Annotated in this window: 28 protein-coding genes; 17 read left to right on the top strand and 11 right to left on the bottom strand. The window is 74.9% G+C overall.

All coding sequences use genetic code 11. The features are described 5' to 3' along the window. Positions 1 to 35: 35 nt before the first annotated feature. Both E7Z53_RS06035 and E7Z53_RS06030 read left to right on the top strand, forming a co-directional pair. Positions 36 to 575, top strand: coding sequence for a nuclear transport factor 2 family protein (locus E7Z53_RS06035; protein ID WP_176337385.1), 540 nt, complete (start codon positions 36 to 38; stop codon positions 573 to 575). Next, complete coding sequence (locus E7Z53_RS06030) at positions 572 to 1,036, top strand: nuclear transport factor 2 family protein (RefSeq protein ID WP_176337384.1); 465 nt, start codon at positions 572 to 574, stop codon at positions 1,034 to 1,036. The genes E7Z53_RS06035 and E7Z53_RS06030 overlap by 4 nt, the downstream gene beginning before the upstream one ends. Before the next feature lie 104 nt (positions 1,037 to 1,140). On the opposite strand, the gene E7Z53_RS06025 is transcribed toward E7Z53_RS06030, so the two are convergent. Further along, positions 1,141 to 1,800 (bottom strand): SDR family oxidoreductase, encoded by a 660-nt coding sequence (locus E7Z53_RS06025; RefSeq protein ID WP_017833476.1) that lies wholly within the window; start codon positions 1,798 to 1,800, stop codon positions 1,141 to 1,143. 183 nt (positions 1,801 to 1,983) lie between these two features. Here E7Z53_RS06025 and E7Z53_RS06020 point away from each other — a divergent pair, with 183 nt between their 5' ends. Further along, positions 1,984 to 2,151: a hypothetical protein gene (locus E7Z53_RS06020; protein WP_017833475.1), complete on the top strand. Its 168-nt coding sequence runs from the start codon at positions 1,984 to 1,986 to the stop codon at positions 2,149 to 2,151. Between the two features lie 33 nt (positions 2,152 to 2,184). On the opposite strand, the gene E7Z53_RS06015 is transcribed toward E7Z53_RS06020, so the two are convergent. The 3 genes from E7Z53_RS06015 to E7Z53_RS06005 all read right to left on the bottom strand — a co-directional run bounded on the left by E7Z53_RS06015 (position 2,185) and on the right by E7Z53_RS06005 (position 3,621). Then, positions 2,185 to 2,517, bottom strand: coding sequence for a hypothetical protein (locus E7Z53_RS06015; RefSeq protein WP_017833474.1), 333 nt, complete (start codon positions 2,515 to 2,517; stop codon positions 2,185 to 2,187). Then, on the bottom strand, positions 2,505 to 3,044 hold the full coding sequence (locus tag E7Z53_RS06010; protein WP_017833473.1) for a DUF488 domain-containing protein: 540 nt from the start codon (positions 3,042 to 3,044) through the stop codon (positions 2,505 to 2,507). Before E7Z53_RS06010 ends, E7Z53_RS06015 begins: the two co-directional genes overlap by 13 nt. Before the next feature lie 76 nt (positions 3,045 to 3,120). Continuing rightward, positions 3,121 to 3,621, bottom strand: a complete 501-nt coding sequence (locus E7Z53_RS06005) for a pyridoxamine 5'-phosphate oxidase family protein (RefSeq protein ID WP_035928142.1) — start codon at positions 3,619 to 3,621, stop codon at positions 3,121 to 3,123. Positions 3,622 to 3,757: 136 nt separating this feature from the next. Between E7Z53_RS06005 and E7Z53_RS06000 the strand changes: the two genes are divergently transcribed. Next, positions 3,758 to 4,600, top strand: a complete 843-nt coding sequence (locus E7Z53_RS06000) for an SDR family oxidoreductase (RefSeq protein ID WP_017833471.1) — start codon at positions 3,758 to 3,760, stop codon at positions 4,598 to 4,600. On the opposite strand, the gene E7Z53_RS05995 is transcribed toward E7Z53_RS06000, so the two are convergent. The 3 genes from E7Z53_RS05995 to E7Z53_RS05985 are packed head-to-tail and all read right to left on the bottom strand — an operon-like array spanning position 4,558 to position 7,398. Further along, the gene (locus E7Z53_RS05995; protein WP_176337383.1) at positions 4,558 to 5,841 is read right to left on the bottom strand and encodes a cytochrome P450; all 1,284 of its coding nucleotides are present in this window, start codon (positions 5,839 to 5,841) and stop codon (positions 4,558 to 4,560) included. The genes E7Z53_RS06000 and E7Z53_RS05995 overlap by 43 nt on opposite strands. 46 nt (positions 5,842 to 5,887) lie before the next feature. Beyond that, positions 5,888 to 6,373: a hypothetical protein gene (locus E7Z53_RS05990; protein WP_017833469.1), complete on the bottom strand. Its 486-nt coding sequence runs from the start codon at positions 6,371 to 6,373 to the stop codon at positions 5,888 to 5,890. 56 nt (positions 6,374 to 6,429) lie between these two features. After that, complete coding sequence (locus tag E7Z53_RS05985; RefSeq protein WP_176337382.1) at positions 6,430 to 7,398, bottom strand: hypothetical protein; 969 nt, start codon at positions 7,396 to 7,398, stop codon at positions 6,430 to 6,432. Positions 7,399 to 7,688: 290 nt separating this feature from the next. Here E7Z53_RS05985 and E7Z53_RS05980 point away from each other — a divergent pair, with 290 nt between their 5' ends. From E7Z53_RS05980 to E7Z53_RS05970, 3 genes are all read left to right on the top strand, one after another. Continuing rightward, positions 7,689 to 8,786, top strand: coding sequence for an acyltransferase family protein (locus tag E7Z53_RS05980; protein WP_017833467.1), 1,098 nt, complete (start codon positions 7,689 to 7,691; stop codon positions 8,784 to 8,786). A 136-nt stretch (positions 8,787 to 8,922) separates the two neighbouring features. After that, complete coding sequence (locus E7Z53_RS05975; RefSeq protein ID WP_095650334.1) at positions 8,923 to 9,879, top strand: ABC transporter ATP-binding protein; 957 nt, start codon at positions 8,923 to 8,925, stop codon at positions 9,877 to 9,879. Next, positions 9,876 to 11,480: an ABC transporter permease gene (locus E7Z53_RS05970; protein WP_176337381.1), complete on the top strand. Its 1,605-nt coding sequence runs from the start codon at positions 9,876 to 9,878 to the stop codon at positions 11,478 to 11,480. The genes E7Z53_RS05975 and E7Z53_RS05970 overlap by 4 nt, the downstream gene beginning before the upstream one ends. Before the next feature lie 114 nt (positions 11,481 to 11,594). Here the strand turns inward: E7Z53_RS05970 and E7Z53_RS05965 are convergent, their stop codons facing one another. Next, positions 11,595 to 12,137 carry a type 1 glutamine amidotransferase domain-containing protein gene (locus E7Z53_RS05965; protein WP_035930518.1) on the bottom strand — a complete coding sequence of 181 codons (543 nt, stop codon included), beginning with the start codon at positions 12,135 to 12,137 and terminating at the stop codon, positions 11,595 to 11,597. A 250-nt stretch (positions 12,138 to 12,387) separates the two neighbouring features. On the opposite strand from E7Z53_RS05965, the gene E7Z53_RS05960 reads away from it, so the two are divergent. The 5 genes from E7Z53_RS05960 to E7Z53_RS05940 all read left to right on the top strand — a co-directional run bounded on the left by E7Z53_RS05960 (position 12,388) and on the right by E7Z53_RS05940 (position 16,874). Continuing rightward, complete coding sequence (locus E7Z53_RS05960; protein WP_176337380.1) at positions 12,388 to 13,251, top strand: sulfite exporter TauE/SafE family protein; 864 nt, start codon at positions 12,388 to 12,390, stop codon at positions 13,249 to 13,251. A 92-nt stretch (positions 13,252 to 13,343) separates the two neighbouring features. Further along, positions 13,344 to 13,730 (top strand): thioredoxin, encoded by a 387-nt coding sequence (gene trxA / locus E7Z53_RS05955; protein WP_176337379.1) that lies wholly within the window; start codon positions 13,344 to 13,346, stop codon positions 13,728 to 13,730. Positions 13,731 to 13,860: 130 nt separating this feature from the next. Then, the gene (locus E7Z53_RS05950; protein ID WP_176337378.1) at positions 13,861 to 15,213 is read left to right on the top strand and encodes an MBL fold metallo-hydrolase; all 1,353 of its coding nucleotides are present in this window, start codon (positions 13,861 to 13,863) and stop codon (positions 15,211 to 15,213) included. Between the two features lie 81 nt (positions 15,214 to 15,294). After that, positions 15,295 to 16,365, top strand: coding sequence for a HoxN/HupN/NixA family nickel/cobalt transporter (locus E7Z53_RS05945; RefSeq protein WP_095651252.1), 1,071 nt, complete (start codon positions 15,295 to 15,297; stop codon positions 16,363 to 16,365). A gap of 5 nt (positions 16,366 to 16,370) precedes the next feature. Next, a complete protein-coding gene (locus E7Z53_RS05940; RefSeq protein WP_017833459.1) occupies positions 16,371 to 16,874 on the top strand; it encodes a metallophosphoesterase family protein in 504 nt (167 codons plus the stop codon). Between the two features lie 34 nt (positions 16,875 to 16,908). On the opposite strand, the gene E7Z53_RS05935 is transcribed toward E7Z53_RS05940, so the two are convergent. Continuing rightward, on the bottom strand, positions 16,909 to 17,478 hold the full coding sequence (locus E7Z53_RS05935) for a hypothetical protein (protein WP_144835868.1): 570 nt from the start codon (positions 17,476 to 17,478) through the stop codon (positions 16,909 to 16,911). Between the two features lie 149 nt (positions 17,479 to 17,627). After that, the gene (locus tag E7Z53_RS05930; RefSeq protein ID WP_109242937.1) at positions 17,628 to 17,924 is read right to left on the bottom strand and encodes a DUF1540 domain-containing protein; all 297 of its coding nucleotides are present in this window, start codon (positions 17,922 to 17,924) and stop codon (positions 17,628 to 17,630) included. A 234-nt stretch (positions 17,925 to 18,158) separates the two neighbouring features. Between E7Z53_RS05930 and E7Z53_RS05925 the strand changes: the two genes are divergently transcribed. Genes E7Z53_RS05925 through E7Z53_RS05915 form a run of 3 tightly spaced genes read left to right on the top strand, consistent with a single transcriptional unit; the run spans position 18,159 to position 20,096 of the window. Beyond that, positions 18,159 to 18,719 carry a carboxymuconolactone decarboxylase family protein gene (locus E7Z53_RS05925; protein WP_017833456.1) on the top strand — a complete coding sequence of 187 codons (561 nt, stop codon included), beginning with the start codon at positions 18,159 to 18,161 and terminating at the stop codon, positions 18,717 to 18,719. Continuing rightward, entirely contained in the window at positions 18,716 to 19,726 is a 1,011-nt protein-coding gene (locus E7Z53_RS05920; protein ID WP_176337377.1) for a pirin family protein, read from the top strand. The genes E7Z53_RS05925 and E7Z53_RS05920 overlap by 4 nt, the downstream gene beginning before the upstream one ends. 22 nt (positions 19,727 to 19,748) lie before the next feature. Next, positions 19,749 to 20,096: a GNAT family N-acetyltransferase gene (locus E7Z53_RS05915; RefSeq protein WP_176337376.1), complete on the top strand. Its 348-nt coding sequence runs from the start codon at positions 19,749 to 19,751 to the stop codon at positions 20,094 to 20,096. A 63-nt stretch (positions 20,097 to 20,159) separates the two neighbouring features. Here the strand turns inward: E7Z53_RS05915 and E7Z53_RS05910 are convergent, their stop codons facing one another. Beyond that, positions 20,160 to 21,035: a shikimate dehydrogenase gene (locus E7Z53_RS05910; protein WP_017833453.1), complete on the bottom strand. Its 876-nt coding sequence runs from the start codon at positions 21,033 to 21,035 to the stop codon at positions 20,160 to 20,162. A 285-nt stretch (positions 21,036 to 21,320) separates the two neighbouring features. Between E7Z53_RS05910 and E7Z53_RS05905 the strand changes: the two genes are divergently transcribed. Together E7Z53_RS05905 and E7Z53_RS05900 are read left to right on the top strand one after the other, a co-directional pair. Beyond that, positions 21,321 to 22,103, top strand: coding sequence for a cyclase family protein (locus E7Z53_RS05905; protein WP_176337375.1), 783 nt, complete (start codon positions 21,321 to 21,323; stop codon positions 22,101 to 22,103). Continuing rightward, positions 22,100 to 23,818, top strand: coding sequence for a thiamine pyrophosphate-binding protein (locus E7Z53_RS05900; RefSeq protein ID WP_095651256.1), 1,719 nt, complete (start codon positions 22,100 to 22,102; stop codon positions 23,816 to 23,818). Before E7Z53_RS05905 ends, E7Z53_RS05900 begins: the two co-directional genes overlap by 4 nt. Positions 23,819 to 23,846 lie beyond the last annotated feature (28 nt).

Genomic DNA, 23,846 nt, shown 5'->3' with positions numbered 1-23,846 from the left:
GCCCACGAGAAGGACGAGAGGACGAGAGCAGGACCATGGACGACACACAGGTCTCGGAGCAGACCGCGGAGAGCACGACGGAGAGCACCATCGGGGCGCTCAGCGCCCAGGACCGGATCGAGATCGCCGAGATCCTGAGCTTCTCCTCGCACCTGCTGGACAACCGCCAGTGGGACATGTTCGGGGAGGTGTTCGTGCCGGGAGTCCGCCTGAGCGCACCGCAGGGGGAGTTCGACGGCCCGGCGGGCGTGCGGCGCTTCGTCGAGTCCGTCGATCTCGCCCGCTTCCCCGCCACGCACACCCTGAACTCGATCGTGGAGGCCGTGGACGCGGACACCGCCGTGTGCTGGTCCAGGATGCTGCTGCTGACGTGGGACCGGAGGGTGGCCTGCGGCGACTACATCGACACGTTCCGCCGCACCGCCGACGGGTGGCGGATCGAGCGGCGCACCGTGGCGCCCCGCAACGACTCCGCCTCCGCGGCGCTCGCCGAGGGCGGCTACGCGCCGGCCCCGTACGCCTACGCGATGTTCGACGACGCCGTGCTCGCGGCCGCCGACCGGGCCCGCCGGTGAGCCCCGCACCGGGCGCGGGGTGGGACCGGGTGCCCGCCGCCGACGCGCTCGAGATCGGCACCGTCCTGAGCCGGTGCGCCCGGGTGGTGGACGCCCGCGCCTGGCCGGACCTGGACCGGGTGTTCACCGGGGACGCCGTCGTCGTCTCCCCGGGCGGGACCGCGCGCGGGCCCGCGGAGATCGCCGAGCGGACCCTGGCCGAGACCCGGGACCCCCACTTGGTCACCGACACGGTGCTGCGCCGGCTCGCCCCGGACCGGGTGCGGGCCTGGAGCAAGTGGCTGGTGGTGTGCGCCGACGGGACCGCGCTGGGCGGGGACCAGCTGGACCTGTTCGTGCGCACCCCGGACGGCTGGCGGATCGCCGAGCGCCGCATCGCCGCCCTGGACGCGCCCGGCCCCGGTACGACCGGGCCCGGCGCGACCGCACGCGTCCTGGGGACGGCCGACTTCCTGGCCTAGGAACCCTGCGCCGTTCCTGGTCAGGGGCCCTGCGGCGAGGGGCGGCCGCCGCGCCCGGGGTCCCGGTGCGCGGCGGCCGCCCCTCGTGCGGTGCGCTCAGGCGGTCACGGCTGCACCTCGAGCGCCTCGGTGATGAGCGTGTGGCCGTCGGAGAACTCGATGGTCTTCCCGATGGTCGAGGGGTCGTCCAGCACGGCCGCGACCACGAGCGCCACGTTGGCCCGCGAGGTCCGGTGCTCGCCGTCCCGCTCGCCCGCGGACACGTCGATCCTGCCGGTCGCCTCGTCCTCGGTGAGGGCGCCGGGGCCCACGATCGTCCAGTCGAGCGAGGAGGCGCGCAGGTGGTCGTCGGCGTCGGCCTTGGCCTGGGCATAGGCGTGGAAGGGGTCGTCCTCGGGGACGCCGTGGTCCTGGCCGGCGCCGAAGTAGGAGACCATGACGAAGCGCTTGGCGCCGGCCATCACGGCCGCGTCCATCGCGCGGATCGCCGCGTCCCGGTCCACGGCGTAGGTGCGCTCGGGGCTGCCGCCGCCGGCGCCGGCGCTCCACACGACGGCGTCCTGGCCCTCGAGCAGGTCCGCGAGCTGGGCGACCGACAGCTGCTCCACGTCGGCCACCACGGGGGACGCGCCGGTGTTCTCGACGTCGTCCGTGTGGTCGGGGTTGCGGAAGATGCTCGTGACGTCGTTGCCGCCGGTCTTGAGCAGCTGGGCGAGGACGAGGGCGACCTTGCCGTGGCCGCCGATGATGGCTGTGCGGGACATGGATGTGCTCCTTGGGGTGGTGAGGGGACGTGGTGTTCTCCCCCGACGCTAGCCCCCTCCCGGCCGCAGGGACACGGCTCACGCGGAGGGCGAAACCGGGAATGCGCCCGGCCCCGGCGTCCGGCGCCGCGGACGCCTCGGGTAGCCTCGACGGGACCCCTGTTCCCGACCGGAGGCTGCCCCGTGCTGATCTTCCAGCTCCTGCTGACCGCGATCGCCCTCGTCCTGCTGGTCGTCGCCCTGATCGACGGCGCATGGACGCTCGCGCTCATCGCCGCCATGATGCTGATGATCGCGGTGTCCGGCGTGTTCATCGCCTACCGCCGGGAGAAGCACCTGGGCCGGCGCTGAGCGCCCCCGCTCCTCCCCCGGGCCGCTGCGGGGCTACTCGGCGGCGTCCTCGATGCCGGTCACGGCGGTGAGGATGAACACCGAGTCCTCCAGGGCCACCACGGAGTGCCGCTCCGCGGGGATCACGTGCAGGTGTCCGGCCCCGAGCACCAGGTCCTCGCTCGAGGAGACCCGGATCCGCCCGTGCAGCACCTGCAGGCTCCCGGCGTAGGGGGCGTTGTGCTCCGCGAGCACCGCCCCCTCCTTGAGGGCCAGGAGGGTCTGGCGCAGCACCTTCTGGTGCAGGAGCTGCTCGGCGCTGCGCCCGTGCGGGGCGTGGCGTGCCTCGTTCAGGTGCTGCAGGGCGATCTCGTTCAGGTGCTGCATGGTTCTCCTCCTGGGTAGGTGATCCGGTCTCCGTCGACCACGGCGAAGTCCCGCAGCGTCGCGGGGGTCAGCTTGCCGGGGCCCATGATGTGCTGCACGTCGTGCCCGCGCACCAGCAGGGCCTCGGCCACGAGCGAGCGGTGGCAGCGCCACCAGACGGCCTCCGCGCACATGATCGCGACCACGCGGTCCTCGGCCAGGCGCTCGAGCCCGGCCAGCGCGGCCCGGAACTCGTCGGTCAGCATGTGGTCGGCGTAGCCGCGGAAGGACTCGTTGCGCCAGGCGGTGTTGACCGAGTCCTTCGAGGTGGGGCGCAGCCCGCCAAGGCCCTTGCAGTAGCTGTGCCCGATGCCGGCCTCCGCGAGCGTGCCCGGCAGCGCGTCAAGGTCGAACTGCGGGTTCTTCCGCGAGCGCGGCACCGTGCGGATGTCGACGAGCTGCTGCACCCCGGACTCCCGCAGCAGCGCCACGAACTCCTCGGCGGAGCGGGTGGAGTGGCCCACGGTGTAGACGGTGTGCGCGGTCATGTCCCCACCCTACTGACCGGGCACGGAGGCCTCCCCGTCCCGACACGGCCCGCTCCGCGGGAGCCGGCCCGGGCCGTCACGACCCGCCGGAGCCGGCCTCGGTCCAGCGGGCGGACCCGCCCGGGGTCCGGCGGCCGACGGCCGCCCGGGAGTTCCACGCCTCGTGGTCGGCCATGGTGAAGCGCCGGCCTGTCACGGCGGTCGGGACGATGCGGACGAACTGGTCCTTCATCCCCTCCTGCCACGGGAACAGGGGCAGCTGCAGGGCCTCCATCAGGGCGTGGCCCGGCCGGACGCTCTCGGCGCCGCCCTTCACGATCACGCTCCACGCCGTGGCGGTCGCCGGGTCGTGCCCGTCGATCTCGAGGGCCACCGCCAGGCCCTCGAGCGCGCCGCTGACCTTCGTGCCCAGGCCCGAGCGGAACACGATCGTCCCGCGGTCGACCACGTAGTTGATCGGGAAGATCTCCGGCGCCCCGTCCACCACGACGGCCAGCCGGGCGACGCCGTCCGCCCGCAGCCGGTCCCAGCAGTCCTCGGGGGCGAGCTCCTCCACGTCCTTGCGGTACCACTCCACCGTCGACCCCTTCCGTGCTCCTCGGCCGCCCGGGGGTGCCCGGCCGCCACCTCCAACCTACGGTGCCGCCGCCGCCGGGGGAACAGGACCGGCCCGCGCTGCGGCGCCCGGTCCGGGACGTGGGAGAATCGGGGCCATGAGCGTGGTGATCGCGGGATGCGGAGACCTGGGCACGGAGATCGGGCTGCGGCTGGCCGGGCAGGGGCACGAGGTGCTGGGCCTGCGCCGCCGTGCGGAGCTGCTGCCGCCGCCCCTGACCGGGATCGCGGTGGACCTGAGCACCGAGGTGCCCGAGCTGCCGGGCGACGTCGAGCTGCTGGTCGTGGCCACCGCCGCGGACGGGCGGACGCCGGAGGCCTACCGGGCGGCCTACGTCGACGGCCTGCGCCACCTGTTCGACGGGCTGCGCGCCGCCGGGGCCCTGCCCCGGCGCGCCCTGCTGGTCTCCTCGACCGCCGTGTGCGGGGACGCCGACGGCGGGGAGGTCACCGAGGACACCCCGCCGGACCCCTCGACCCCGACCGCGCGGATCCTGCTGGAGGCCGAGGAGCTGTTCCACGAGCAGTTCCCGCACGGCACGGTCCTGCGGCTGTCCGGGATCTACGGGCCGGGCCGGACGCGGCTGATCGACAAGGTGCGCTCCGGGGACGGTGCCGCCGGGGCGGCCTGGACCAACCGCATCCACCGCGACGACGCGGCGGCGGCGGCCGTGCACCTGCTGACCATGGATGCGCAGCCGCTCACGCTGTACCTGGGCACGGACGACGAGCCCGTGCCCGAGCTCGAGGTCCTCGAGTTCCTGGCGCAGGAGCTCGGCGTCCCCCGGCCCGAGGACGTCCCGGAGGCGGACGCGCCGCGCCGGGGCTCGAAGCGGCTGTCCAACCGGCGGCTGCGGGAGTCCGGCGTCGAGCTGCGCCACCCCACGTACCGAGAGGGCTACCGGGCGGTGCTCGCCGGGGAGGGCGTGCGCCACCCCTGACCGGCGCCGACCCGCAGGACGACGTCGCGCACCTCGTAGGCGGCGATCAGCTCGACCCACGAGACCCGCGGCGGGTGCGCGAACTCCAGGGGCAGCCGCAGCAGGCGCTGCAGGAAGACGTCGGTCTCCTGGATCGCGAGGAACCCGCCCGGGCACCGGTGGGCGCCGTCCCCGAAGGACATCGCCTCGGGCCGGATCCCGCGCGGCCGGGACCGTTCCGGGCACAGCTGCCGGGCGTCCTCCCCCAGGGCCTGCTCGTCGGTGTTCGCCTGGCGGACGTAGAGGTCGAGCAGCGCCCCGACGGGCACCTCGTGGCGCTCGTCCCCGTCCTCCAGGACCAGCTCCCGCGTGGTCCGGCGGTAGAGGTGGCCCACCACCGGTTCCAGGCGCAGGATCTCGTGCAGGATCCCGTGCCGGGCCGGCTCGTCGGCCGCGAGGTACTCCTCCCGCAGCCGGTCGTCCTCCAGCAGGTGCCAGGCGGCCACCGCGATGAACTCGCGGGTGGTGGCCATGCCGGCGGCCGCGTAGGTGAGGCACTCCACGAGGATCTCCCGGTCCGTGTAGTCCTCCGCGAGCAGGTGGGACACGACGTCCTCCTGCGGCTGACGGCGCCGGGCCCGGATGGCCGGGCGCACGTCCCGGAGCTGGAAGGCGGTCATCGCCCACATCGGCCGCAGGGCCCCGGCGACGGCGCCCAGACGAGCGGGGAGCCGGCGCCGCGGGGAACCGGCGGAGCCGGTCACGGGGCCGCTGAAGAAGCGCTCCAGGCGCCGGGACATCCCGTCGATGTCCGAGTTCGTCAGCCCCACCACCTGGGCGGCGACCTCCACGGAGTAGCGCAGGGTGATCGCGGACAGCTCGGCCCCGCCGTCCTGCCGGATCCGCTCGACCAGCTCGTCGGCGCGCTCCTCCATCAGGGCCCGGTAGCGGCGGCTCACCGCGGCCGGGGTGAAGAACCTCGCGGTGGCGGTGCGCTGGCGCCGGTGCTCCGGACCGTCCGCGTAGAGCACGGGCGGGTGGTCGCCGGTCAGGCCCTGCCGGGCGGTCTCCGCGCTGAAGCCGGCCTGGACCGTGCCGTCGGCCTCCCGCAGCACCTGGCGGACCATCGGCAGGGAGCGGACGTGCCAGACGCCGTCGAGCACCTCCACCCGCGGCACGCTGCGCTCGCCGGGCGGGGCGGTCCGGCGCCGGTCGCCGTGCGGGACGGGGCAGCGGGTCTCGGGGCGGGCGTCGTCGCTCATGGGCTCATGCTAGTCCCGGGGTCGGACCGGTCCGGCGTGGACCGTCTCAGTTCCGCTCCGCCTGGTCGTTCTCGATCTGCGCGGTGGCGGGCAGCACCTGGGAGGACGAGGGCCCGTCCAGCACGACCAGCAGCACGCGCAGGTCGGCCCCGGAGAGGTAGGCGCCCACCAGGCGGTGGTTGGAGTCGAGGACCACGAGGAAGCCCTCGGTCCGGTACGCCGGGACGGTGAGCTGGACCGGCCCCGACTCCTCCGCGAACTCCTGGCGCATGTGATCGATCTTGCCCTGCCGGTCCTCCGGCCACTGCTTCGCGGCCGCCTCGGCGAGGGTCAGCGGCCGGTGCTGCGGGTGCGACCACTCGCCCGGGTTGCCCTCGGGGTCCACATGCCACACCGTGTAGAGGTCGGCGAGCTCCTCCCGGGACGAGATCACGAGGTCCTCGATCCGGGAGTTCTCGTCGTCCACCGCACCCCAGTCGAGCCAGGCCCGGATGTCGTCGCCGAACAGGGTCTTGAAGTCCGAAACGTCCATGCCGTCATCTCAGCAGACTTGTGCGCTCACCGCCACAGTGACGCCGGGCCGGACGCTCAGGAGCCCTCGGAGCTCCCCCGGGCCGGGCGCGCCGCCGCCTCGGGCCGGACGTTGAACGCCGAGGCGGAGCGGTCGGCGGGCTCGGTCGGGAACACCGTGTGCCCCTCCGCCCACTTGTGCCGCGCGTAGGAGTGCAGCCGGTCCGCGAACGGCCCGTCCCGCCACTCCAGGTAGGGCATGTCCTGGCTCGCGTCGAGCAGGAAGTAGCTGCTGAACGCCCGGAGCACCTGCGGCGCGCCCGGGCCCGCCGCCGGCTCCTCCGCCGCGGCAGGATCCCCGAGCACCAGGAAGATCGGGGCTCCGGGCAGGCCGTCGCAGACCCGCACCTCCAGGCGTTCGGCCACCACGGGGTCGAGCTCGCCGAGGGCCCGGAGCTGGTGGACCAGCGTGTCGAAGCTGCGCCGCAGGTCCATGGGCGAGAGACCATAGTGGTGGCGGATCTCGCGGAGCCGGGACGCGAGCGCGGGCGACTTCGGGTCGAGGACCAGCAGCCGGACGCGGACCCCGGCGTCGAGCGCCTTGTGGATCGCGTCCAGGTCGCCGGCCAGGGTCAGCGGGAAGGTGTCCATCCACCACAGCTCCTGGCCGGGGCGCACGCCCCGGAGCACGTCGACCGCGTCGAGCTCCTCGCAGACCCCCACGAGGCCGAGCCGGTCGTCGCGGGCCGCCGTCGGCGCGGGGACCGGGGGACGCTGCGCCTCGACGGGCCCCGAGCCGTGCCAGTGCGCCAGCCCGGCGTCCAGGAGCAGCCCCACACCGCCCACGGTGAGCAGGACGGCCCCGGCGTCGAGGAGCACCTCCGACCACGCCCGCCCGGCCACCAGGGCGACGACGACGAGCGCCGCGCCGAGGCCGGCCAGCACGACCGGCGCCGTGACCGGGCGCCGCTCCGGCACGGAGCGCGCGGCGGCGCGCCACCCGTCGCCCCCGGCCCGGTCCTGGGTGGCACTGCGGATCTCCAGCACGGGACTCCCCCTCCTCGAGCGGCTCTGCTCCCACCCTGGCACGGCTCCTGACCTGGGCGTTAGCACCCCGGGCACCGGGGCTTTTTGTGACAGCCGGTGCGCCGCGCCCGTCCGACGCTCCGTCCCCACTTCTGCGGCACCGCACCCCACCATGCGTTTGCATACCTAAACTCGGAGTCGGGCGGGTGGGGGCACGGCGTCACGACCGCTTCCCCGCCCCGGGGACCGCCCCCACGCCCAGCAGCTGACCGCACCGGCCGCGCTGCCCCCTCCTGCGGAAGGCACCTCTCTTGGCCACGACACTCCGGGACCGCCTCGGCGACCGTCACAACCGCCTCAACGCCCTCCGCCTGGGTCTGGCGTCCCTGGTGATCGTCGGGCACACCTGGCCGCTGACCGGCGCGGACGGCCCGAGCCTCGAGGTCCTGTCCGACGTGGCCGTCAACGGCTTCTTCGTGCTCAGCGGCTACCTCATCGCGGAGAGCAGGGTGCGGACCACGCTGGTGCCCTACCTCTGGCGGCGGTTCCTGCGCATCTACCCGGCCTTCCTGGTGAGCCTGCTCGTGGTGGCCGCCGTCTTCGCGCCGCTCGCGGCCGCGCTCGAGGGCACGTCGCTCGACGTGGCCTCCGCCGCCGGCTTCGTGCTGAACAACGCCGACCTGAGGATCTCGCAGTGGGGCATCGACGGGACCCTGGTCCGGGTCCCGGCCCCGGACTCCTGGAACGGCTCGCTCTGGACGCTGTTCCACGAGGCCCTCGCCTACCTGCTGATCGGGCTCGTCCTCAGCCTCGCCGTCGCGGCGCGGCACGCCCGGTGGGTGCTGCCGGGGCTGTTCCTCGTCGTGCTCGTCCTGCGCCCCCTGGTCGAGGGCCCGCTGGAGGTCACGAGCCACCTCTGGCTCAACGGCGCCCGGCTGGTGGGCTACTTCCTGGCGGGCGCGGCGGTCTGGGCCTGGGCGGGGACGTGGCGGCCCACCTGGGTGCACGTCGCGGGGGCGGGCGTCGTCTACGCCGTGCTCACGGACCAGGGCTGGGCGGACCTGTACGGGCAGCTGCCGCTCGCCGTGCTGCTCCTCGGCCTCGGCGCCGCCCCGTCCCGGAACTGGACCACCCGCACCGACCTCTCCTACGGCGTCTACATCTACGCGTACCCGGTGCAGCAGCTCCTCGTGCTGCTCGGCACGGCGTCGTGGGGCGTCGCCGTCAACTCCCTGCTCGTCGTCCTGCTGACGCTGCCCCTGGCGCTGCTGTCGTGGACGCTCGTCGAGAAGCCCGCCCTGCGGGCCAAGGCGTGGCTCGACCCCCGCGACCGGCCCGACCGGCGGGTCCCCTCCGCCGGCGCGCAGAACCCCTCGCCCGCGGCCGTGGAGGGACGCCGTCCGGAGTGACCGCGCCGGCTCCCGCCCCCGCCGCCCGGCCGGCGCGCCCGGGACCCCCGGGCCTCCTTGTCCGGCACCGGGGCGGTGCCTACCGTGAGGAGCAGGCGGGCGCGACGCCGCCGGCCCCGACCCGTCAGGAGCACCCATGGACACCCCGGTGATCGAGGCCCGCGGGCTCGTCAAGACCTTCGGCCCCACCGCGGCCCTGGACGGCTTCGACCTCACCGTGGCGCCGGGGCAGGTCGCGGGCTTCCTCGGCCCCAACGGCTCGGGGAAGTCCACGGCGATCCGGGTGCTGCTGGGCCTGCTCCGGGCGGACGCGGGGACGGCCACCGTCCTCGGCCTGGACGCCTGGCGGGACGCCGTGCAGATCCACCGCCGCACCGCCTACGTCCCCGGGGACACGAACCTGTGGCCCAACCTGACCGGGGGCGAGATCGTGGACCTGCTCACCGGCATCCGCGGCGGACGGCGGCGGCGCCGCCGCCGCGACGAGCTCGTCGAGCGCTTCGAGCTCGACCCCACGAAGAAGGCCCGCAGCTACTCCAAGGGCAACCGGCAGAAAGTGGCCCTGGTCGCCGCCCTGAGCGCCGAGGCGGAGCTGTACGTCCTGGACGAGCCGACCTCCGGGCTGGACCCCCTCATGGAGGCCGTGTTCACGGACGAGGTGCGCCGGCTGAGCGGGCAGGGCAGCACGGTCCTGCTCTCGAGCCACATCCTGGCGGAGGTCGAGAAGCTGTGCGACACCGTGACCATCATCCGCGCCGGACGGGACGTGGAGAGCGGCACCCTCGCCCAGCTGCGCCACCTGACCCGCTCCGCCGTCACGGCCACGACCTCCGCCGGCCCCGGCCGCCTCGGCGGGCTGCCGGGCGTGCACCACCTCGTGCACGAGGACGGGAGGCTGGGCTTCGACGTCGACGACGCCCGGGTCCCCGAGGTGCTCCGGGCGCTCGCGGACCTGGGCGTGCAGAACCTGACCGTCACCCCGCCCTCGCTCGAGGAGCTCTTCCTGCGCCACTACGGCGACCGCCCGGCCGAGCCCGCCGCCCCGGACGGGACCGGGCGCGGCGCCGGCCGGGACGTGCGGGCGCCCCGATGAGGACCGCCGAGCCGTGGGCCGCGACCGGCCGGCTGTTCCGGCTCAACCTGCGCCTGGACCGGGTCCGGATCCTCGTGTGGGTGCTCGCGCTCACCGGCACCGTGTCCGCGACGGTGCTCGCCCTCGAGGAGACGTTCCCGGACGGCGAGGCCCGCCGGGCCCGGGCGGCCCTGCTGGACAACCCGTCCGCCGTGATGATGACCGGCCCGGCCTTCGGCGCGGACGACTACACGCTGGGCGCCATGACGGTCAACGAGCTGAGCCTGTCGGTGCTCGTGGCGACGGCGATCATGAGCATCCTGCTCGCGAGCCGGCACGTGCGCGCCGAGGAGGAGTCCGGGCGGCTCGAGGTCGTCCGCGCGCTGCCGGTGGGCCGCTTCGCCCCGGCGGCGGCCGCCCTGGGTGCGGTCGCCGTGGCGGACGCGGCGGTCGGCGCCGGGATCACCGCCGGGCTCTTCGCGGCGGGCCTGGGCGGGGTCGACGCCGTGGCGTGGGGCGTGGCCACGGCGCTCACCGGCCTGGTCTTCGGAGCCGTGGCGGCCCTGACCGCCCAGCTCACCGAGCACGCACGGGCCGCCTCCGGCACGGCGATGGCCGTGCTCGGCGCGGCCTTCCTGGTGCGCGGGATCGGGGACGTCGTCGAGCCCACCGGCTCGTGGCTGTCCTGGTTCTCGCCGATCGCCTGGGCCCAGCAGACCCGGCTCTACGTGGACCTGCGCTGGTGGCCGCTGGCGCTCTCGGCGGCACTCACGGCGGCGCTGCTGGTGGCGGCCGTGCTGCTGGACCAGCGGCGGGACCTGGGCGCCGGGCTGCGGCCGGCACGCCCCGGGCCCGCGGCGGCCGGGGCGGGCCTGCTCTCCGCGACCGGGCTGGCGCGGCGGCTGCTGCGCGGCACGTTCCTGGGGTGGACCGCCGGGCTCGTCCTCTTCGGCCTGGCCTTCGGCTCGCTGGCCGACTCGCTGGAGGACAGCATCGCGGACATCCCGTCGATCACCGACTGGCTCGTGATGGACCTCGACGCACTCACCGAGTCCTTCGCCGCCGCGACGCTGTCCTACCTCGCGCTCGGGGTGGTCGCGTTCGCCGTCTCGGGCGTGCTGCGCCTGCGCTCCGAGGAGGAGTCCGGCCGCACGGCCCTGCTCCTCTCGACGGGCCTCGACCGGGTGCGCTGGGTGCTCGGCTGGCTCGCCGTGGTCGTGGTGGAGGCCCTCCTGGCCCTGCTGCTGGCCGGGGCCGCGCTGGGCGCCGGGGTCACCGCCACCACCGGGGACCTGCGCTGGACCGGCGAGCTCGCCCTGGCGGCCCTGGCCTACGCCCCGGCCGTGCTCGTGGTGGCGGGGGTCGCCGCCGCCCTGGTGGGACTCGTCCCGCGGTTCGCCGCGCTGAGCTGGGCCGTGGTCGCGTACGTGGTCTTCGTCTCGTGGTTCGGCCTGCTGCTCGACCTGCCGGAGGCGGCGATGAACCTCTCCCCCGTGCAGCTGACGCCGCTCGTGCCCTCCGAGGACTGGGAGGCCGCTCCGCTGCTGGGTCTCGCCGCGCTGGCGCTCGCCCTCCTGGCCGCGGCCGCCGCCGGGTTCCGCCGCCGGGACCTCGTGGCCTGAGCCGCGGGGCCGGCACCGACGCAGGGGCGCTCCCGGACGGCCGTCGCTTCCGACGGTCGTCCGGGAGCGCCCCCGCGGTACCCGCGGAACCGGGCGGTTCCGCGGCGGCGCTGATCAACCGGCGAAGAGCGTGAGAGCCTCCCGGTTGAAGGCCTCGAGGTCACCGGGGTTGCGGGAGGTGACGAGGCGTCCGTCGACGACGACCTCCTCGTCCACCCAGTCCGCCCCGGCGTTCTTCAGGTCCGTGGCCAGGGAGGTGTAGGACGTGAGCCGCTTGCCCTGCGCGAGCCCGGCCTCGATGAGGATCCACGGGGCGTGGCAGATGGCCGCGATCGGCTTGCCCGCGGCGTCGAACTCCTTGACCAGGCGCAGGGCGTCCTGGTCCGTGCGCACGGTGTCCGCGTTGAGGGTGCCCCCGGGCAGGACCAGCGCGTCGAAGTCATCGGCCTTCGCCGCGGCGAGGGTGCCGTCGACGTCGTAGCTGCCGGCGCGGTCCCAGTCCCCCTGCATCGCCGTGATGGTGCCCTGCTCCGGGGACAGGAGCACGGGGGTGCCGCCGGCCTCCTGGACGGCCTTCCACGGCTCGGTGAGCTCGGGCTCCTCGACGCCGTTCGTGGCGATGAACGCGATCTTCTTGCCGGTGATGTCGGTGGTCATGACGTGTCTCCTCGGTCGGGGGATCTGGCGGTCAGGACTCCACTGTTGGCACGCGGGGCCCGGAAAGGGAAGTGCGGGACGGCCGGGTTCTCGCTGGGCGATACCGGCGCCCGACCTTGATACCCCCGGGGGTAGTTAAATACCCCCTGGGGTATCTGACATACTCGGAACGAACGCCGGGCGGAGCGCCCGGCACCCCTCCACGGCCTGACCACCCGCCCCGGCCGGCGGGAAGCAAAGGACACGCACCATGACCGTCACCCTCGTACTGACCCTCCTGCTGTCGGTGCTGATCGGGCTCTCGCTCGGTCTGCTCGGCGGCGGCGGATCCATCCTCACCGTCCCGATCCTCACCTACGTCGCCGGGCTGGACCCCAAGGAGGCCATCGCGGCCTCCCTGTTCGTCGTCGGGGTGACTTCCGCCGTGAGCGCCGTCAACCACGCCCGCAACCGGCGCGTGAAGTGGCGCACCGGTCTGGTCTTCGGCGCCGCCGGCATGGCCGGGGCCTTCCTGGGCGGCCTGGCCGGCGGATACATCCCGGGCACCGTGCTGATGGTCGCCTTCGCCCTGATGATGGTCGCGACCTCCCTGGCCATGATCCGCGGCCGCAGGAACAGCACCGCGACAACCCACGACGGCGAGCTGCCGGTCCTGAAGGTCGTCGCCGAGGGCCTGGTCGTGGGTCTCGTCACCGGCCTGGTGGGGGCCGGCGGCGGGTTCCTCGTCGTCCCGGCCCTGGCCCTGCTGGGCGGGCTGTCCATGCCCGTGGCCGTGGGCACCTCCCTGGTGGTCATCGCCATGAAGTCCTTCGCCGGCCTCGCCGGCTACCTCACCACGGTCTCCCTGGACTGGGCCCTGGTGGGCGCGGTGACCGTCGCCGCGGTCGCCGGCTCGTTCGCCGGGGCGCGGCTGGCCGGTCGCATCCCCGAGGCCGCCCTGCGCAAGGGCTTCGGCCTCTTCGTCCTGGTCATGGGCGTCTTCGTCCTGGTCCAGGAGCTGCCCGGCGCGGCCGGCCTCGCCGTCGGGATCACCGCCGCGGCCGCGGGCGCGGCCGCCGCCGTCTGCTGGTTCGCGGTCCCGAGGTGCCCGCTGCGCACGCCCCTCACGGCCTGACCCTCGCCCTCTTCTTCCTGCCGTTTCCGCACACCGTCCGCTACGACCGATTCCGAGATCACCGACCGAGAACCTCGACCAAGGAGGTCCCCATGGCCACCATCGACATCACCGAAGCCGACTTCGCCCCCACCATCGAGTCCAACGACATCGTCCTCGTGGACTTCTGGGCGGGCTGGTGCGGCCCCTGCCGCATGTTCGCCCCCACCTACGAGGCCGCCTCCGAGAAGCACCCGGACGTCGTCTTCGCCAAGGTGGACACCGAGGCCGAGCAGCGGCTCTCCGCCGCCGCCGGCATCAGCTCCATCCCCACCCTGATGGCCTTCCGCGAGGGCGTGCTCGTGTTCTCCCAGCCGGGCGCCCTGCCGGCGACCGGGCTCGAGCAGGTCATCACCGCGGTCAAGGGCCTCGACATGGCCGAGGTCCACGCCGAGCTCGCCCGGCAGCGGGCCGGGCAGGAGGCCGGGCAGCAGGCCTGAGCCGCGGCGCGGGTCCCCGGCACGTCGCTTCCGCCGTGGCCCCGCCCCTGGAACACTCCCGTAACAACCCGCCGATACCGTCACCACGCCCCACGGCGCGCCGCGGGGCACCACCAAGGAGGAACGCACCATGGACGTCACCGTCATCGACACCTCCCAGCTCGGGGACCGCAGCTACCTCGTGCACGACGGGCAGGTGGCGCTGGTCATCGACGCCCAGCGCGACATCGACCGCCTCGAGGCCGCCGTGGAGCAGGCCGGGGTGAAGGTCACCCACGTGGCCGAGACGCACATCCACAACGACTACCTGACCGGCGGCTGCCTCTACGCCCGGAAGCACGGCGCGGCCTACCTCGTCAACGCCGCCGACGACGTCTCCTTCGAGCGCACCCCGATCGCCGACGGGGAGACCGTCCGGGTCGGCGAGCTCACCGTCAAGGCCGTGGCCACCCCCGGCCACACCCACCACCACCTGTCCTTCGTGGTGGAGCACGGCGAGGAGCAGGCCGTGTTCTCCGGCGGCAGCGTCCTCTACGGCTCCGTGGGCCGCACCGACCTGCTGGGCCGCGAGCACATGGTGGGCCTGACCCACGACCAGTACGCCTCCGCCCGCCGCCTCGCGGCCGAGGCGCAGGAGAAGGCCGCCCTGTACCCGACCCACGGGTTCGGCTCCTTCTGCTCCTCCGGCCCCGCCACCGGCGCGGACGAGTCCACTCTCGGCGAGCAGATCAGGACGAACCACGTCTACACCGATCCGGACGAGGAGCACTTCGTCGCCGAGCTCATCAGCAACCTCACGGCGTACCCGAACTACTACGTGCACATGGGCCCGGCCAACGCCGCCGGCCCCACCGAGCCGGACCTGTCCGTGCCCGACTCCCTGGACCCCGAGGAGCTGCGGTCCCGCCTGGAGGCCGGGGAGTGGGTGGTGGACCTGCGCCACCGGGTGGCCTACTCCGCCGAGCACCTGAAGGGCACGATCAGCTTCGAGTACGGCGACGGCTCCAGCTTCACCGCGTTCCTGGGCTGGATCTTCCCCTACGACCGGCAGCTGACCCTCGTGGGGTCGCGTGCGGACGTCGAGAACGCGATCCGGGACCTGTCGCGGATCGGCATCGACTCCCCCGACGCGGCGCTGGGCGAGGACCCGGAGAAGCTCGCCCCCGGGGCGGCCCGCTCCTCCTACCCGCGCGTCGACTGGAAGGGCATGCTCGAGGGGCGACCCGAGGACGAGACCGTCCTGGACGTCCGCCGGGTGGACGAGTACGAGCAGTCGCACCTCCCGGGCGCGGTCAACATCCCGCTGCACGAGCTGCTGCCCCAAATGGACGAGGTGCCCGCGGGCCGGCTGTGGGTGCACTGCGGCTCCGGCTACCGCTCGGGCGTGGCTGCGTCACTGCTCGAGCGCGCGGGCAAGTACCCGGTGCACATCGACGCCCTGTTCGCCGAGGCCGAGGAGGCCGGCGTGCCGCTCGAGAACTGACGCCGCCGCGGGGGCCGGTGCGCGCCCCCGGCCCCCGCGGCCCCTCCCCGAAGCCCGCCCCAGCCCAGCGAAAGGCCCGCCGTGAGCACCTCCCGCACCGTCCCCCCGTCCGTCGCCGGACGGCGCAGCGTCACCGTCATCGGCGCCGCGGTCGTCCTCCTGCACGTCGCGGGCTGGGGCGCGCTGCTCGCCCTCGCCCTGGGCACCGACACCCCCCAGGGGGGAACGGGACTGTTCGTGGGACTCGCCCTCAGCGCCTACGCCCTGGGCGTCCGGCACGCCTTCGACGCCGACCACATCGCCGCGATCGACAACGCGACGCGCTCGCTGATGGCGCGGGGCCGGGCGTCCGCGGCCACCGGCTTCTGGTTCGCCCTGGGCCACTCCTCGGTGGTCCTCGTCTCCGTGCTGCTGCTGGCCCTCGGCCTGGAGGCCTTCGCCGGCGGCCTCGCGGACGAGGGCTCCGGGCTGCGGCAGGCCGCGGGGATCTGGGGCGGCACCGTCTCCGGGCTGTTCCTCGTCACCGCCGGGGTGCTCAACCTCGCCGTGCTGCTCCGGCTTCGCCGGGCCCGCCGCACGGCGCGCACCGGCGCCCTGGACGCCGCCGAGCTGGACGCCCACCTCGCCGACCGGGGCGTGCTGCACCGCGTGCTGCACCCCGTGACCCGCATGGTGGACCGCCCGGCCAGGATGTACCCCGTCGGCTTCCTCTTCGGCCTCGGCCTCGACACGGCGGCCTCCATCGGGCTGTTCGTCATGGCCGGCGGGCTAGCCCCCGAGCTGCCCTGGTACGCGGTGCTCGTGCTGCCCGTGCTCTTCACCGCGGGCATGACGATGTTCGACAGCGCCGACGGCATCCTGATGAACCGGGTCTACGGCTGGGCCTCGGTGGACGCCCGCCGCCGGCTGAACTACAACGTCACGGTGACCACCGTCTCCGTCGTCATCGCCTTCGTGATCGGCGGGACGAGTCTGCTGTCCGTGCTCGCCGAGCTCCTGCAGCCGACCGGCGGCGCGCTCGCCCTCGTCGCGGCGATCGACCTCAACTTCCTCGGCATGGCCGTGATCGTGTTCTTCGGCGTCGTCTGGCTGGGCTCGAAGGGCCTGGACCGGATCCGCCGCGACGGACGACCGGTCCCTGTGCGAGGCTGATCGTCATGGTCCGACTCCTCCTGCTCGCCGACACGCACGTCCCCAAGCGCGCCCGCGACCTGCCCGCCGCGGTGTGGCGGGCCGTCGACGACGCCGAGGTGGTGCTGCACGCGGGCGACTGGATCGACCTCGCGACCCTCGACCGGCTCGAGGAGCGGGCCGCCCGCCTCGTGGGGGTCTGGGGGAACAACGACGGCCCGGAGCTGCGCGAACGGCTGCCCGAGGTGGCCCGCGAGACGCTCGGGGGCGTGCGCTTCGGGATGGTCCACGAGACCGGTGCCGCCGCCGGGCGGGAGGCCCGGATGGACCGGGCGTTCCCCGGCCTCGACGTCCTGGTCTTCGGCCACAGCCACATCCCGTGGGACAGCACCACCCCGGCGGGCCTGCGGCTGCTCAACCCCGGCTCCCCCACGGACCGGCGGCGCCAGCCGCACTGCACCTATCTGACGGCGGTCGCCGACGGCGGGCGGCTCACCGACGTGGAGCTCGTCCGCCTCCCGCCGCGCTGACGCCCCGCGGCACCGGCGCCGCCGGGCCGAGCGCTCAGAGCAGGCCCCGCAGCTGGTAGTAGCGCCGGCCCACCACGGTCCCGTTGACCCGGACGGCGGCCCACACCAGCACGAGCAGCAGCGCCACCAGCACGGCCGGGACGGGCACGAAGAGCGCCCACACCACCAGCGCCATGCCCGGGACGGCCAGCAGGATCGGCCAGGCGTACTGCACCATCTCCACCGCCATGTAGTCCTGCATCTCCCGCAGGACCGGGTCCCGCGGGACGGCGCCGCGGCGCACCGAGGTCCGCAGCCCCTTGCTCGCCCGGGCGCGGGCGTCCATGAGGTCGTTGCGGGGCGCGTCGTCCGCCCGGGTGAGCGAGAGGATGATGCCGCTGACCAGCAGGGCCGCCCCGCCCACCACGAGTCCCCACTGCACCGGGCTGAGCAGCCCCCTCTCGCCCAGGAGGAGCGCGGCCGCGATGCCGCCCAGCAGCCCGACCACCAGGCTCGCCACGACGGCCAGCACGATCCGGCGGGCCCAGACCGCGTCGAGCTCCCCGAGCCGGGGGATCTGCACGTGCGGGTGGTCGGCCCCGCTGAGCCGGATCTCCTCGTCCATGGCGCACCGTCCTCTCGTCGCCCCGTGCTGCTGCGCGGGCCCCTCCATTGTCCCGCGCCCTGGGCGCCGCGGCACGTCCGCCCCGGGACAGGCGGATACCCCGGCCCCGGTCAGGCGCCCGGGGCCGGGGACGGGGCGGCCGACGGTCCTCAGGCGGCCTGGTAGGTCAGGCAGTCGGCCTCGTCGGCGCCGGCGCCGATCTTCACGTCGTGGGCCGTGCACATCAGGTGCGCGTTGTGCGTGCACTCGGACCGCTGGCAGGCGCCGACCTCGGCGTGGACGGTGGGCAGGCCGCCGTCGGGACCCAGCGAGATGAACGTGCCGCAGTGCGCGTGGCCGGAGGACCCGGTCACGGTGATCGCGTGGGCCGTGCACTCGTGGTCGTGGTTGAACGAGCACTGCCCCACGGTGCAGTCGGAGACGGGAACGAACTCGGTGGTGGCCATGACTTCTCCTCCGGGAGGATCTCCGGGCCGGAGCCTGCTGCCCCGGCCTGAACAAGCTCTTCCAGGATGCGCCTCACGAGGGACGATGGATAGCGCATTTTTTCGTGCCCCAATGTCCGCGGGGCGGCCGACGGGGCCCCGCGGCGCCGCCCTTGACGGGGCACCGCCGGGGGGTATTCGCTGGACGCACGGCGGTGCCGCCCGGCGGCGCCGCGACGACCCCGAGGAGACCCCATGAGCGCCGGCGACCACTTCTACCTCGACAAGGCGGATCCCGGCAGCTGGCGGGCGCTCAACGGCCTGGCGCGCAAGGTCGCCGCCGCGGCCGAGGACGCCGGGCTGTCCCGGGCGCTCGTGGAGCTGCTCAACATCAGGGTCTCCCAGCTCAACGGGTGTGCCTACTGCCTCGACCTGCACACCGGCTACGCCGTGGAGGCCGGGGTGAGCGCGCAGAAGCTGGCGGTGCTCCCCGCCTGGCGCGAGACGGAGCTCTTCGACGACCTGGAGCGGGCCGCGCTGGCCATCGGGGAGTCCGTGGCCCTGCTGCCCGACGAGGAGACCCGGCTGGCGGAGCTGGCGGTGGCCCGGGCGGAGCTGACCGACGAGCAGTACTCGGCGCTGCAGTGGACGGCGGTGGCGATCAACGCCTTCAACCGGGTCTCCGTCCTCTCCCGCCACCGGGTCCGCCCCCGTGCGGCCGCGCCGGAGGGACATCCCCCGGGAGAACGGGCCGCGGACGAGCCGGCACCGGACGCCCCGCGCACCCCGTCGACCGTCGCGGGGGGCACGGCGTGACCAACCTGGACGTGGACCCGCAGGAGCTGCTGTGCTCCGAGGCCGTCGGGGCCGGCGCGCAGCTGCTGGCCCCGCGCGAGGTGCCCCTGGGCGGGCCCCGCGCGATGACCGTGCGCCGCACCCTGCCCCAGCGGCAGCGCAGCCTCATCGGGGCGTGGTGCTTCGTCGACCACTACGGCCCCGACCTGGTCTCGGAGTCCGGGGGCATGCGGGTGGCACGGCACCCGCACACCGGCCTGGCCACCGTGAGCCTGCTGTTCACCGGCGGGATCGCCCACCGGGACTCGGCCGGCTACGACGCGATCGTCCGGCCCGGTGAGGTCAACCTGATGGTCGCCGGACGGGGGATCTCCCACCAGGAGTTCTCCACCCCCGGCACCACGCTGCTGCACGGGGTCCAGCTCTGGTACGCCCTGCCGGAGGCGACCCGCCACATGGCACCCACCTTCGAGCACCACGCCCCCGAGCCGGTGGTCGGGGAGGGCACGGAGCTGCGCGTCTTCCTCGGCTCCCTGGCCGGCAGCACCTCCCCGGTGGACACCTTCACCCCGCCGCTGCTGGCCGCCGAGGCCACCCTGCGGCCCGGCGCCCGGCTGGAGCTGGAGCTGGACCCGGCCCTCGAGCACGGCGTGCTGCTCGACACCGGCGACCTGGCGCTCAACGGCGCCCCCGTGCCGGTGGACCACCTCGCCTGCCTCCCGGTCGGGCAGGGTCCCGTGGTGCTGGAGGCCGGCCTGAGCCCGGTCCGGCTGCTGCTCATCGGCGGCGAGCCGCTGGGCGAGCAGATCGTGATGTGGTGGAACTTCGTCGGCCGCAGCCACGAGGAGGTCGTCGCCCACCGCGCCGCCTGGCAGTCGGAGATCGACGCCGAACCGGCCCCCGCGCCGGCCTCCGGCAGCTACGAGGACGGGGCGCCGTACCCGCGCTTCGGCCCCTACCCGGCGGAGCAGCCCGCCCCGCTGCCGGCGCCGCCGCTGCCCACCGTCCAGCTGCGGCCCCGCGGCTGAGCCCGTCCCCCAGGAGACCACCATGGACACCTCCGCCGTCACGGTGCGGAACAACCCCGGCCGGCAGCGCTACGAGCTCCTCGACGGGGAGACCGTCATCGGCTCGGCCCACTGGGAGCCCTTCGAGGGCCCCGGCGGGCCGCAGCGGATCTTCTACCACACCACCGTGGATGACGCCTACGGCGGGCAGGGCCTGGCCTCGAGACTGGCCCGGGAAGCCCTGGACGACACCGCCGGGGCCGGGCTGACGGTCGTCCCGGTGTGCCCCTACATCAAGAAGTGGCTGCACAGCCACCCCGACCACCAGCAGTACGCCGTGGCCGTGCGGCCCGAGCACCTCGCCGCCGTCCCGCGGCACGAGCAGCAGTGAGCCCGTCACCCGGGCCGGAGCCCGGGGGCGCCGGCCCGCGGCGGCCGGGACGGGAGCCCGGGCTCAGCCCCGCTGGGCCGCGATGAGATCGAGGAAGTGGGCGCGCATCCGGGCCCGGTCGGGCTCCACGCCGGTGATGAGCCGGAACGCGTCCACCGCCTGGCCGACCGCCATGTGGCCGCCGTCGAGCACCTGGCACCCCCGGGCCCGGGCCGCGGCGACGAGCTCGGTCTCCACCGGCAGGTAGACCACGTCGGCCACCCACTGCCGGGCCTCCAGCAGGCCGGGGTCCACGGGGGTGCCGGGGTGGTGGTGCATGCCCACCGGGGTGGCGTTGACCAGCCCGTCGGCCGCGCGCACCAGCTCCGGCAGCGTCTCGGCGGTGGCGGCCGCGACCTGCTGCCCGGGGAAGAGCTCGGCCATGGCGGCGGCCCGCTCGCCCGCCCGGGCGGGGTCCACGTCGAACAGGTGCAGGGTCTGCACGCCGGCGCTCAGCAGCGCGGAGGCCACGGCGGAGCCGGCGCCGCCGGTGCCGACCTGGACCACGCGGTCCTTGGCCGCGCCGGGGAGCACGGCCCGGAACCCCGCGGCGAAGCCGGACACGTCGGTGTTGTGGCCGACGAACCGGCCGTCGCGGATCACCACCGTGTTGACGGCCCTCAGCGCGGCCGCCTCCGGGGCGACCTCGTCGAGGTGGTCCAGGACCAGCTGCTTGCACGGGTGCGTGATGTTGAAGGCGTTGAACCCGAGGTCCCGCCCGGCCCGCAGCAGCTCCCCCACGTCCTCGCCCGGGCGGCCGATCACCTCGAGGTCCACCGGACGGTACAGGTAGTGCAGCCCGTGGTTCCGCGCCTCGGTCTCGTGCATCGGCGGGGTGAGGCTGCGGGTGATCCCGTCGCCGATCAGGCCCACGAGGTAGGACTCGGAGGTGGTGCTCATGGTGGGCTCCTTGCGGGGTGCGGTCAGGACGCGGCCGCGCAGACCGCTCTCGGCGCAGCACCGGTGCCGGTGGCGCGGAGGGCATCGCGAGCCGTTGGGACGCCCATCACAGTACACCGGGAGGACGTGCAGGACCCGCTCTGCACTCACTGTGTGAACACGGATGCCACAGTGTGGAAGTGATTCCCACCGCGGGGGCGCCGGGCCCGCGCCGGGGCACAATGGGCGGCGAGGCAAGTGCCACGGCCCCGCCGACGGGGCCCACGAACTGCGGAGGGTGACGTCATGAGCGTGCTGGGCGAACTGGGGGCGGCGCTGGCCGCCGGGACCGTGGAGGTCGTGGACCTGACCACCCCGCTGGACCGGGACACCCCGATCCTGCGGCTGCCGGAACCGTTCGCCAACACGGTGGGCCTGTCCATGACCCCGGTGAGCGCCTACGACGAGGCCGGGCCCGGCTGGGCGTGGAACGACCTGACCCTGGGCGAGCACGCCGGCACGCACCTGGACGCGCCCGTGCACTGGATCACCGGCCGGGACGGGAGGTCGGTGGACCGGATCGAACCGGCGCGGCTCGTCGGGCCGGCCGCCGTCCTGGACCTCACCGCCGAGGCGGAGGCGGACGCCGACGCCCTGCTGGAGCCCGAGCACCTCGAGCGGTGGGAGGCCGAGCACGGGCGCTTCCCCGAGAACTGCTGGGTGCTCCTGCGCACCGGCTGGTCCGCCCGCGCGGACGACCCCGAGCGCTTCCTCAACGCCGACGCGCACGGCCTGCACGCGCCGGGGCCGTCGGTGGCCGCCGCCGAGTGGCTCGCCGCCCACCCGCACGTGAGCGGTTTCGGCGTGGAGACCGTCGGCATCGACGCGGGCATCGCCGGCGGCTTCGACCCGCCCTTCCCCGCCCACCACCACCTGCTGGGCCACGACAAGTACGGGCTGACCTCCCTGCGCCGCCTCGACCGGCTGCCGGTCCTCGGGGCGCAGCTCGTGGTCGCACCCCTGCCGGTCGTGGGCGGCACGGGCAGCCCCGCCCGGGTGCTCGCCCTCGTCGAGCGGGCCGGGGCGTGACCGGCACGGTCGCCCAGCTCGTGGGCCGTGCGCTCGCGGAGCTGGGGGTCGGGCACGCCTTCGGCGTGGTGGGCAGCGGGAACTTCCACCTCACCAACGCGCTCATCGCGGCGGGCGTGCCCTTCACGGCCGCCCGGCACGAGAACGGCGCCGCGACCATGGCCGACGCCTGGGCCCGCACCAGCGGGCGCGTCGCCGTGGTCACCACGCACCAGGGCTGCGGGCTGACCAACGCGACCACCGGCATCGGCGAGGCCGCGAAGTCCCGCACCCCGCTGATCGTGCTCACCGCCGACACCCAGGCCGCGGCCGTGCACTCCAACTTCCGGATCGACCAGGACGCCCTCGCCCGGGCGGTGGGGGCGGTGGCCGAGCGGGTGCACTCCCCCGCGAGCGCCGCGGCCGACGTCGCCCGGGCCGTCCGGCGCGCCCGCAACGACCGCCGCACCGTGGTGCTCAGCGTCCCGCTCGACGTCCAGGCGTCCCCCGCCCCCGAGGGCGCCGTGGTGCCCGCGCTCCCGCCCGCGCCGCGCGTACGCCCGGACGAGGACACCGCCGAGCGCCTGGCGGGGATGCTGGCCGCCGCGCGCCGGCCGGTGTTCGTGGCGGGACGCGGCGCCCGGGGGGCCCGCGCCGAGCTGACCGCCCTCGCCGAGCGCTCGGGGGCGCTGCTGGCGACGTCGGCGGTGGCCAAGGGCCTGTTCGCCGGCGAGGACTTCGACCTCGGCATCTCCGGGGGCTTCTCCTCCCCGGCGACCGCGGAGCTGATCGGGGCGGCCGACCTCGTGGTGGCGTGGGGCTGCGCCCTGACCATGTGGACCACCCGGCACGGGCGCCTCCTGGGCCCCGAGGCCGCGGTGGTGCAGGTGGACCTCGAGGAGTCCGCCCTGGGCGCGCACCGGCCGGTGGACCGGCCGCTGGACCTCGGGGTCGTGGGCGACTGCGCGCTCACCGCCCGGGACGTCCTCGCCGCGCTGGAGCACGACGTCCTGCGGACGGGCGGCACCGCAGGAGAGGGCGCGGCCGGGCCGGGAGCCGCCGCCCCGGCGTCGTCGTCCTGGCGCACGCCCGAGCTGGCCGCGCGGATCGCCCGGGAGGCCCGGTGGCGGGACGTCGCGTTCGAGGACCTGTCCACGGCGGAGCGGATCGACCCGCGGGTGCTGTCCCGCGAGCTGGACGCGATGCTGCCGGCCGAGCGGGTCGTGGCCGTCGACAGCGGCAACTTCATGGGCTACCCCAGCCAGTACCTCTCCGTGCCGGACGAGCGCGGGTTCTGCTTCACCCAGGCCTTCCAGTCCGTGGGCCTGGGCCTGGCCACGGCCATCGGCGCCGCGCTGGCGCAGCCGCACCGGCTGCCGGTGCTCGGCACGGGGGACGGCGGTTTCCTCATGGGGATCGCCGAGCTCGAGACCGCCGTCCGGCTGGGCCTGCCGCTGGTGTGCGTGGTCTACGACGACGCCGCGTACGGCGCGGAGGTGCACCACTTCGCCGGTGACGGGGACGCGCCCCTGGACACGGTGGTCTTCCCGGACGCCGACATCGCCGCGATCGGCCGGGGCTTCGGCGCCGACGGCGTGGTCGTGCGCTCCGCCGAGGACCTGGCCGCCGTGCGCACCTGGCTCGACGGGCCCCGGGACCGGCCCCTGGTGATCGACGCCAAGATCGCCTCCGACGGCGGGGCGTGGTGGCTGGCCGAGGCCTTCCGGGGCCACTGACCCGGCTCCGCGCCACGAGGTCACCGCC

The sequence above is a fragment of the Kocuria salina genome (genome assembly GCF_013368965.1).
Taxonomy (GTDB): Bacteria; Actinomycetota; Actinomycetes; order Actinomycetales; family Micrococcaceae; genus Kocuria; species Kocuria rosea.
The sequence above is the reverse complement of the archived record's forward strand: the minus strand, read 5'-3'. Positions and strand labels throughout refer to the sequence as shown.

Coding starts and splice junctions, on each gene's coding strand:
- E7Z53_RS06035 (WP_176337385.1), top strand. CDS start 36: ATGGACGACACACAGGTCTCGGAGCAGACCGCGGAGAGCACGACGGAG.
- E7Z53_RS06025 (WP_017833476.1), bottom strand. CDS start 1,800: ATGTCCCGCACAGCCATCATCGGCGGCCACGGCAAGGTCGCCCTCGTC.
- E7Z53_RS06015 (WP_017833474.1), bottom strand. CDS start 2,517: ATGCAGCACCTGAACGAGATCGCCCTGCAGCACCTGAACGAGGCACGC.
- E7Z53_RS06010 (WP_017833473.1), bottom strand. CDS start 3,044: ATGACCGCGCACACCGTCTACACCGTGGGCCACTCCACCCGCTCCGCC.
- E7Z53_RS06000 (WP_017833471.1), top strand. CDS start 3,758: ATGAGCGTGGTGATCGCGGGATGCGGAGACCTGGGCACGGAGATCGGG.
- E7Z53_RS05995 (WP_176337383.1), bottom strand. CDS start 5,841: ATGAGCGACGACGCCCGCCCCGAGACCCGCTGCCCCGTCCCGCACGGC.
- E7Z53_RS05990 (WP_017833469.1), bottom strand. CDS start 6,373: ATGGACGTTTCGGACTTCAAGACCCTGTTCGGCGACGACATCCGGGCC.
- E7Z53_RS05975 (WP_095650334.1), top strand. CDS start 8,923: ATGGACACCCCGGTGATCGAGGCCCGCGGGCTCGTCAAGACCTTCGGC.
- E7Z53_RS05970 (WP_176337381.1), top strand. CDS start 9,876: ATGAGGACCGCCGAGCCGTGGGCCGCGACCGGCCGGCTGTTCCGGCTC.
- E7Z53_RS05965 (WP_035930518.1), bottom strand. CDS start 12,137: ATGACCACCGACATCACCGGCAAGAAGATCGCGTTCATCGCCACGAAC.
- E7Z53_RS05960 (WP_176337380.1), top strand. CDS start 12,388: ATGACCGTCACCCTCGTACTGACCCTCCTGCTGTCGGTGCTGATCGGG.
- trxA (WP_176337379.1), top strand. CDS start 13,344: ATGGCCACCATCGACATCACCGAAGCCGACTTCGCCCCCACCATCGAG.
- E7Z53_RS05950 (WP_176337378.1), top strand. CDS start 13,861: ATGGACGTCACCGTCATCGACACCTCCCAGCTCGGGGACCGCAGCTAC.
- E7Z53_RS05940 (WP_017833459.1), top strand. CDS start 16,371: ATGGTCCGACTCCTCCTGCTCGCCGACACGCACGTCCCCAAGCGCGCC.
- E7Z53_RS05935 (WP_144835868.1), bottom strand. CDS start 17,478: ATGGACGAGGAGATCCGGCTCAGCGGGGCCGACCACCCGCACGTGCAG.
- E7Z53_RS05930 (WP_109242937.1), bottom strand. CDS start 17,924: ATGGCCACCACCGAGTTCGTTCCCGTCTCCGACTGCACCGTGGGGCAG.
- E7Z53_RS05925 (WP_017833456.1), top strand. CDS start 18,159: ATGAGCGCCGGCGACCACTTCTACCTCGACAAGGCGGATCCCGGCAGC.
- E7Z53_RS05915 (WP_176337376.1), top strand. CDS start 19,749: ATGGACACCTCCGCCGTCACGGTGCGGAACAACCCCGGCCGGCAGCGC.
- E7Z53_RS05910 (WP_017833453.1), bottom strand. CDS start 21,035: ATGAGCACCACCTCCGAGTCCTACCTCGTGGGCCTGATCGGCGACGGG.
- E7Z53_RS05905 (WP_176337375.1), top strand. CDS start 21,321: ATGAGCGTGCTGGGCGAACTGGGGGCGGCGCTGGCCGCCGGGACCGTG.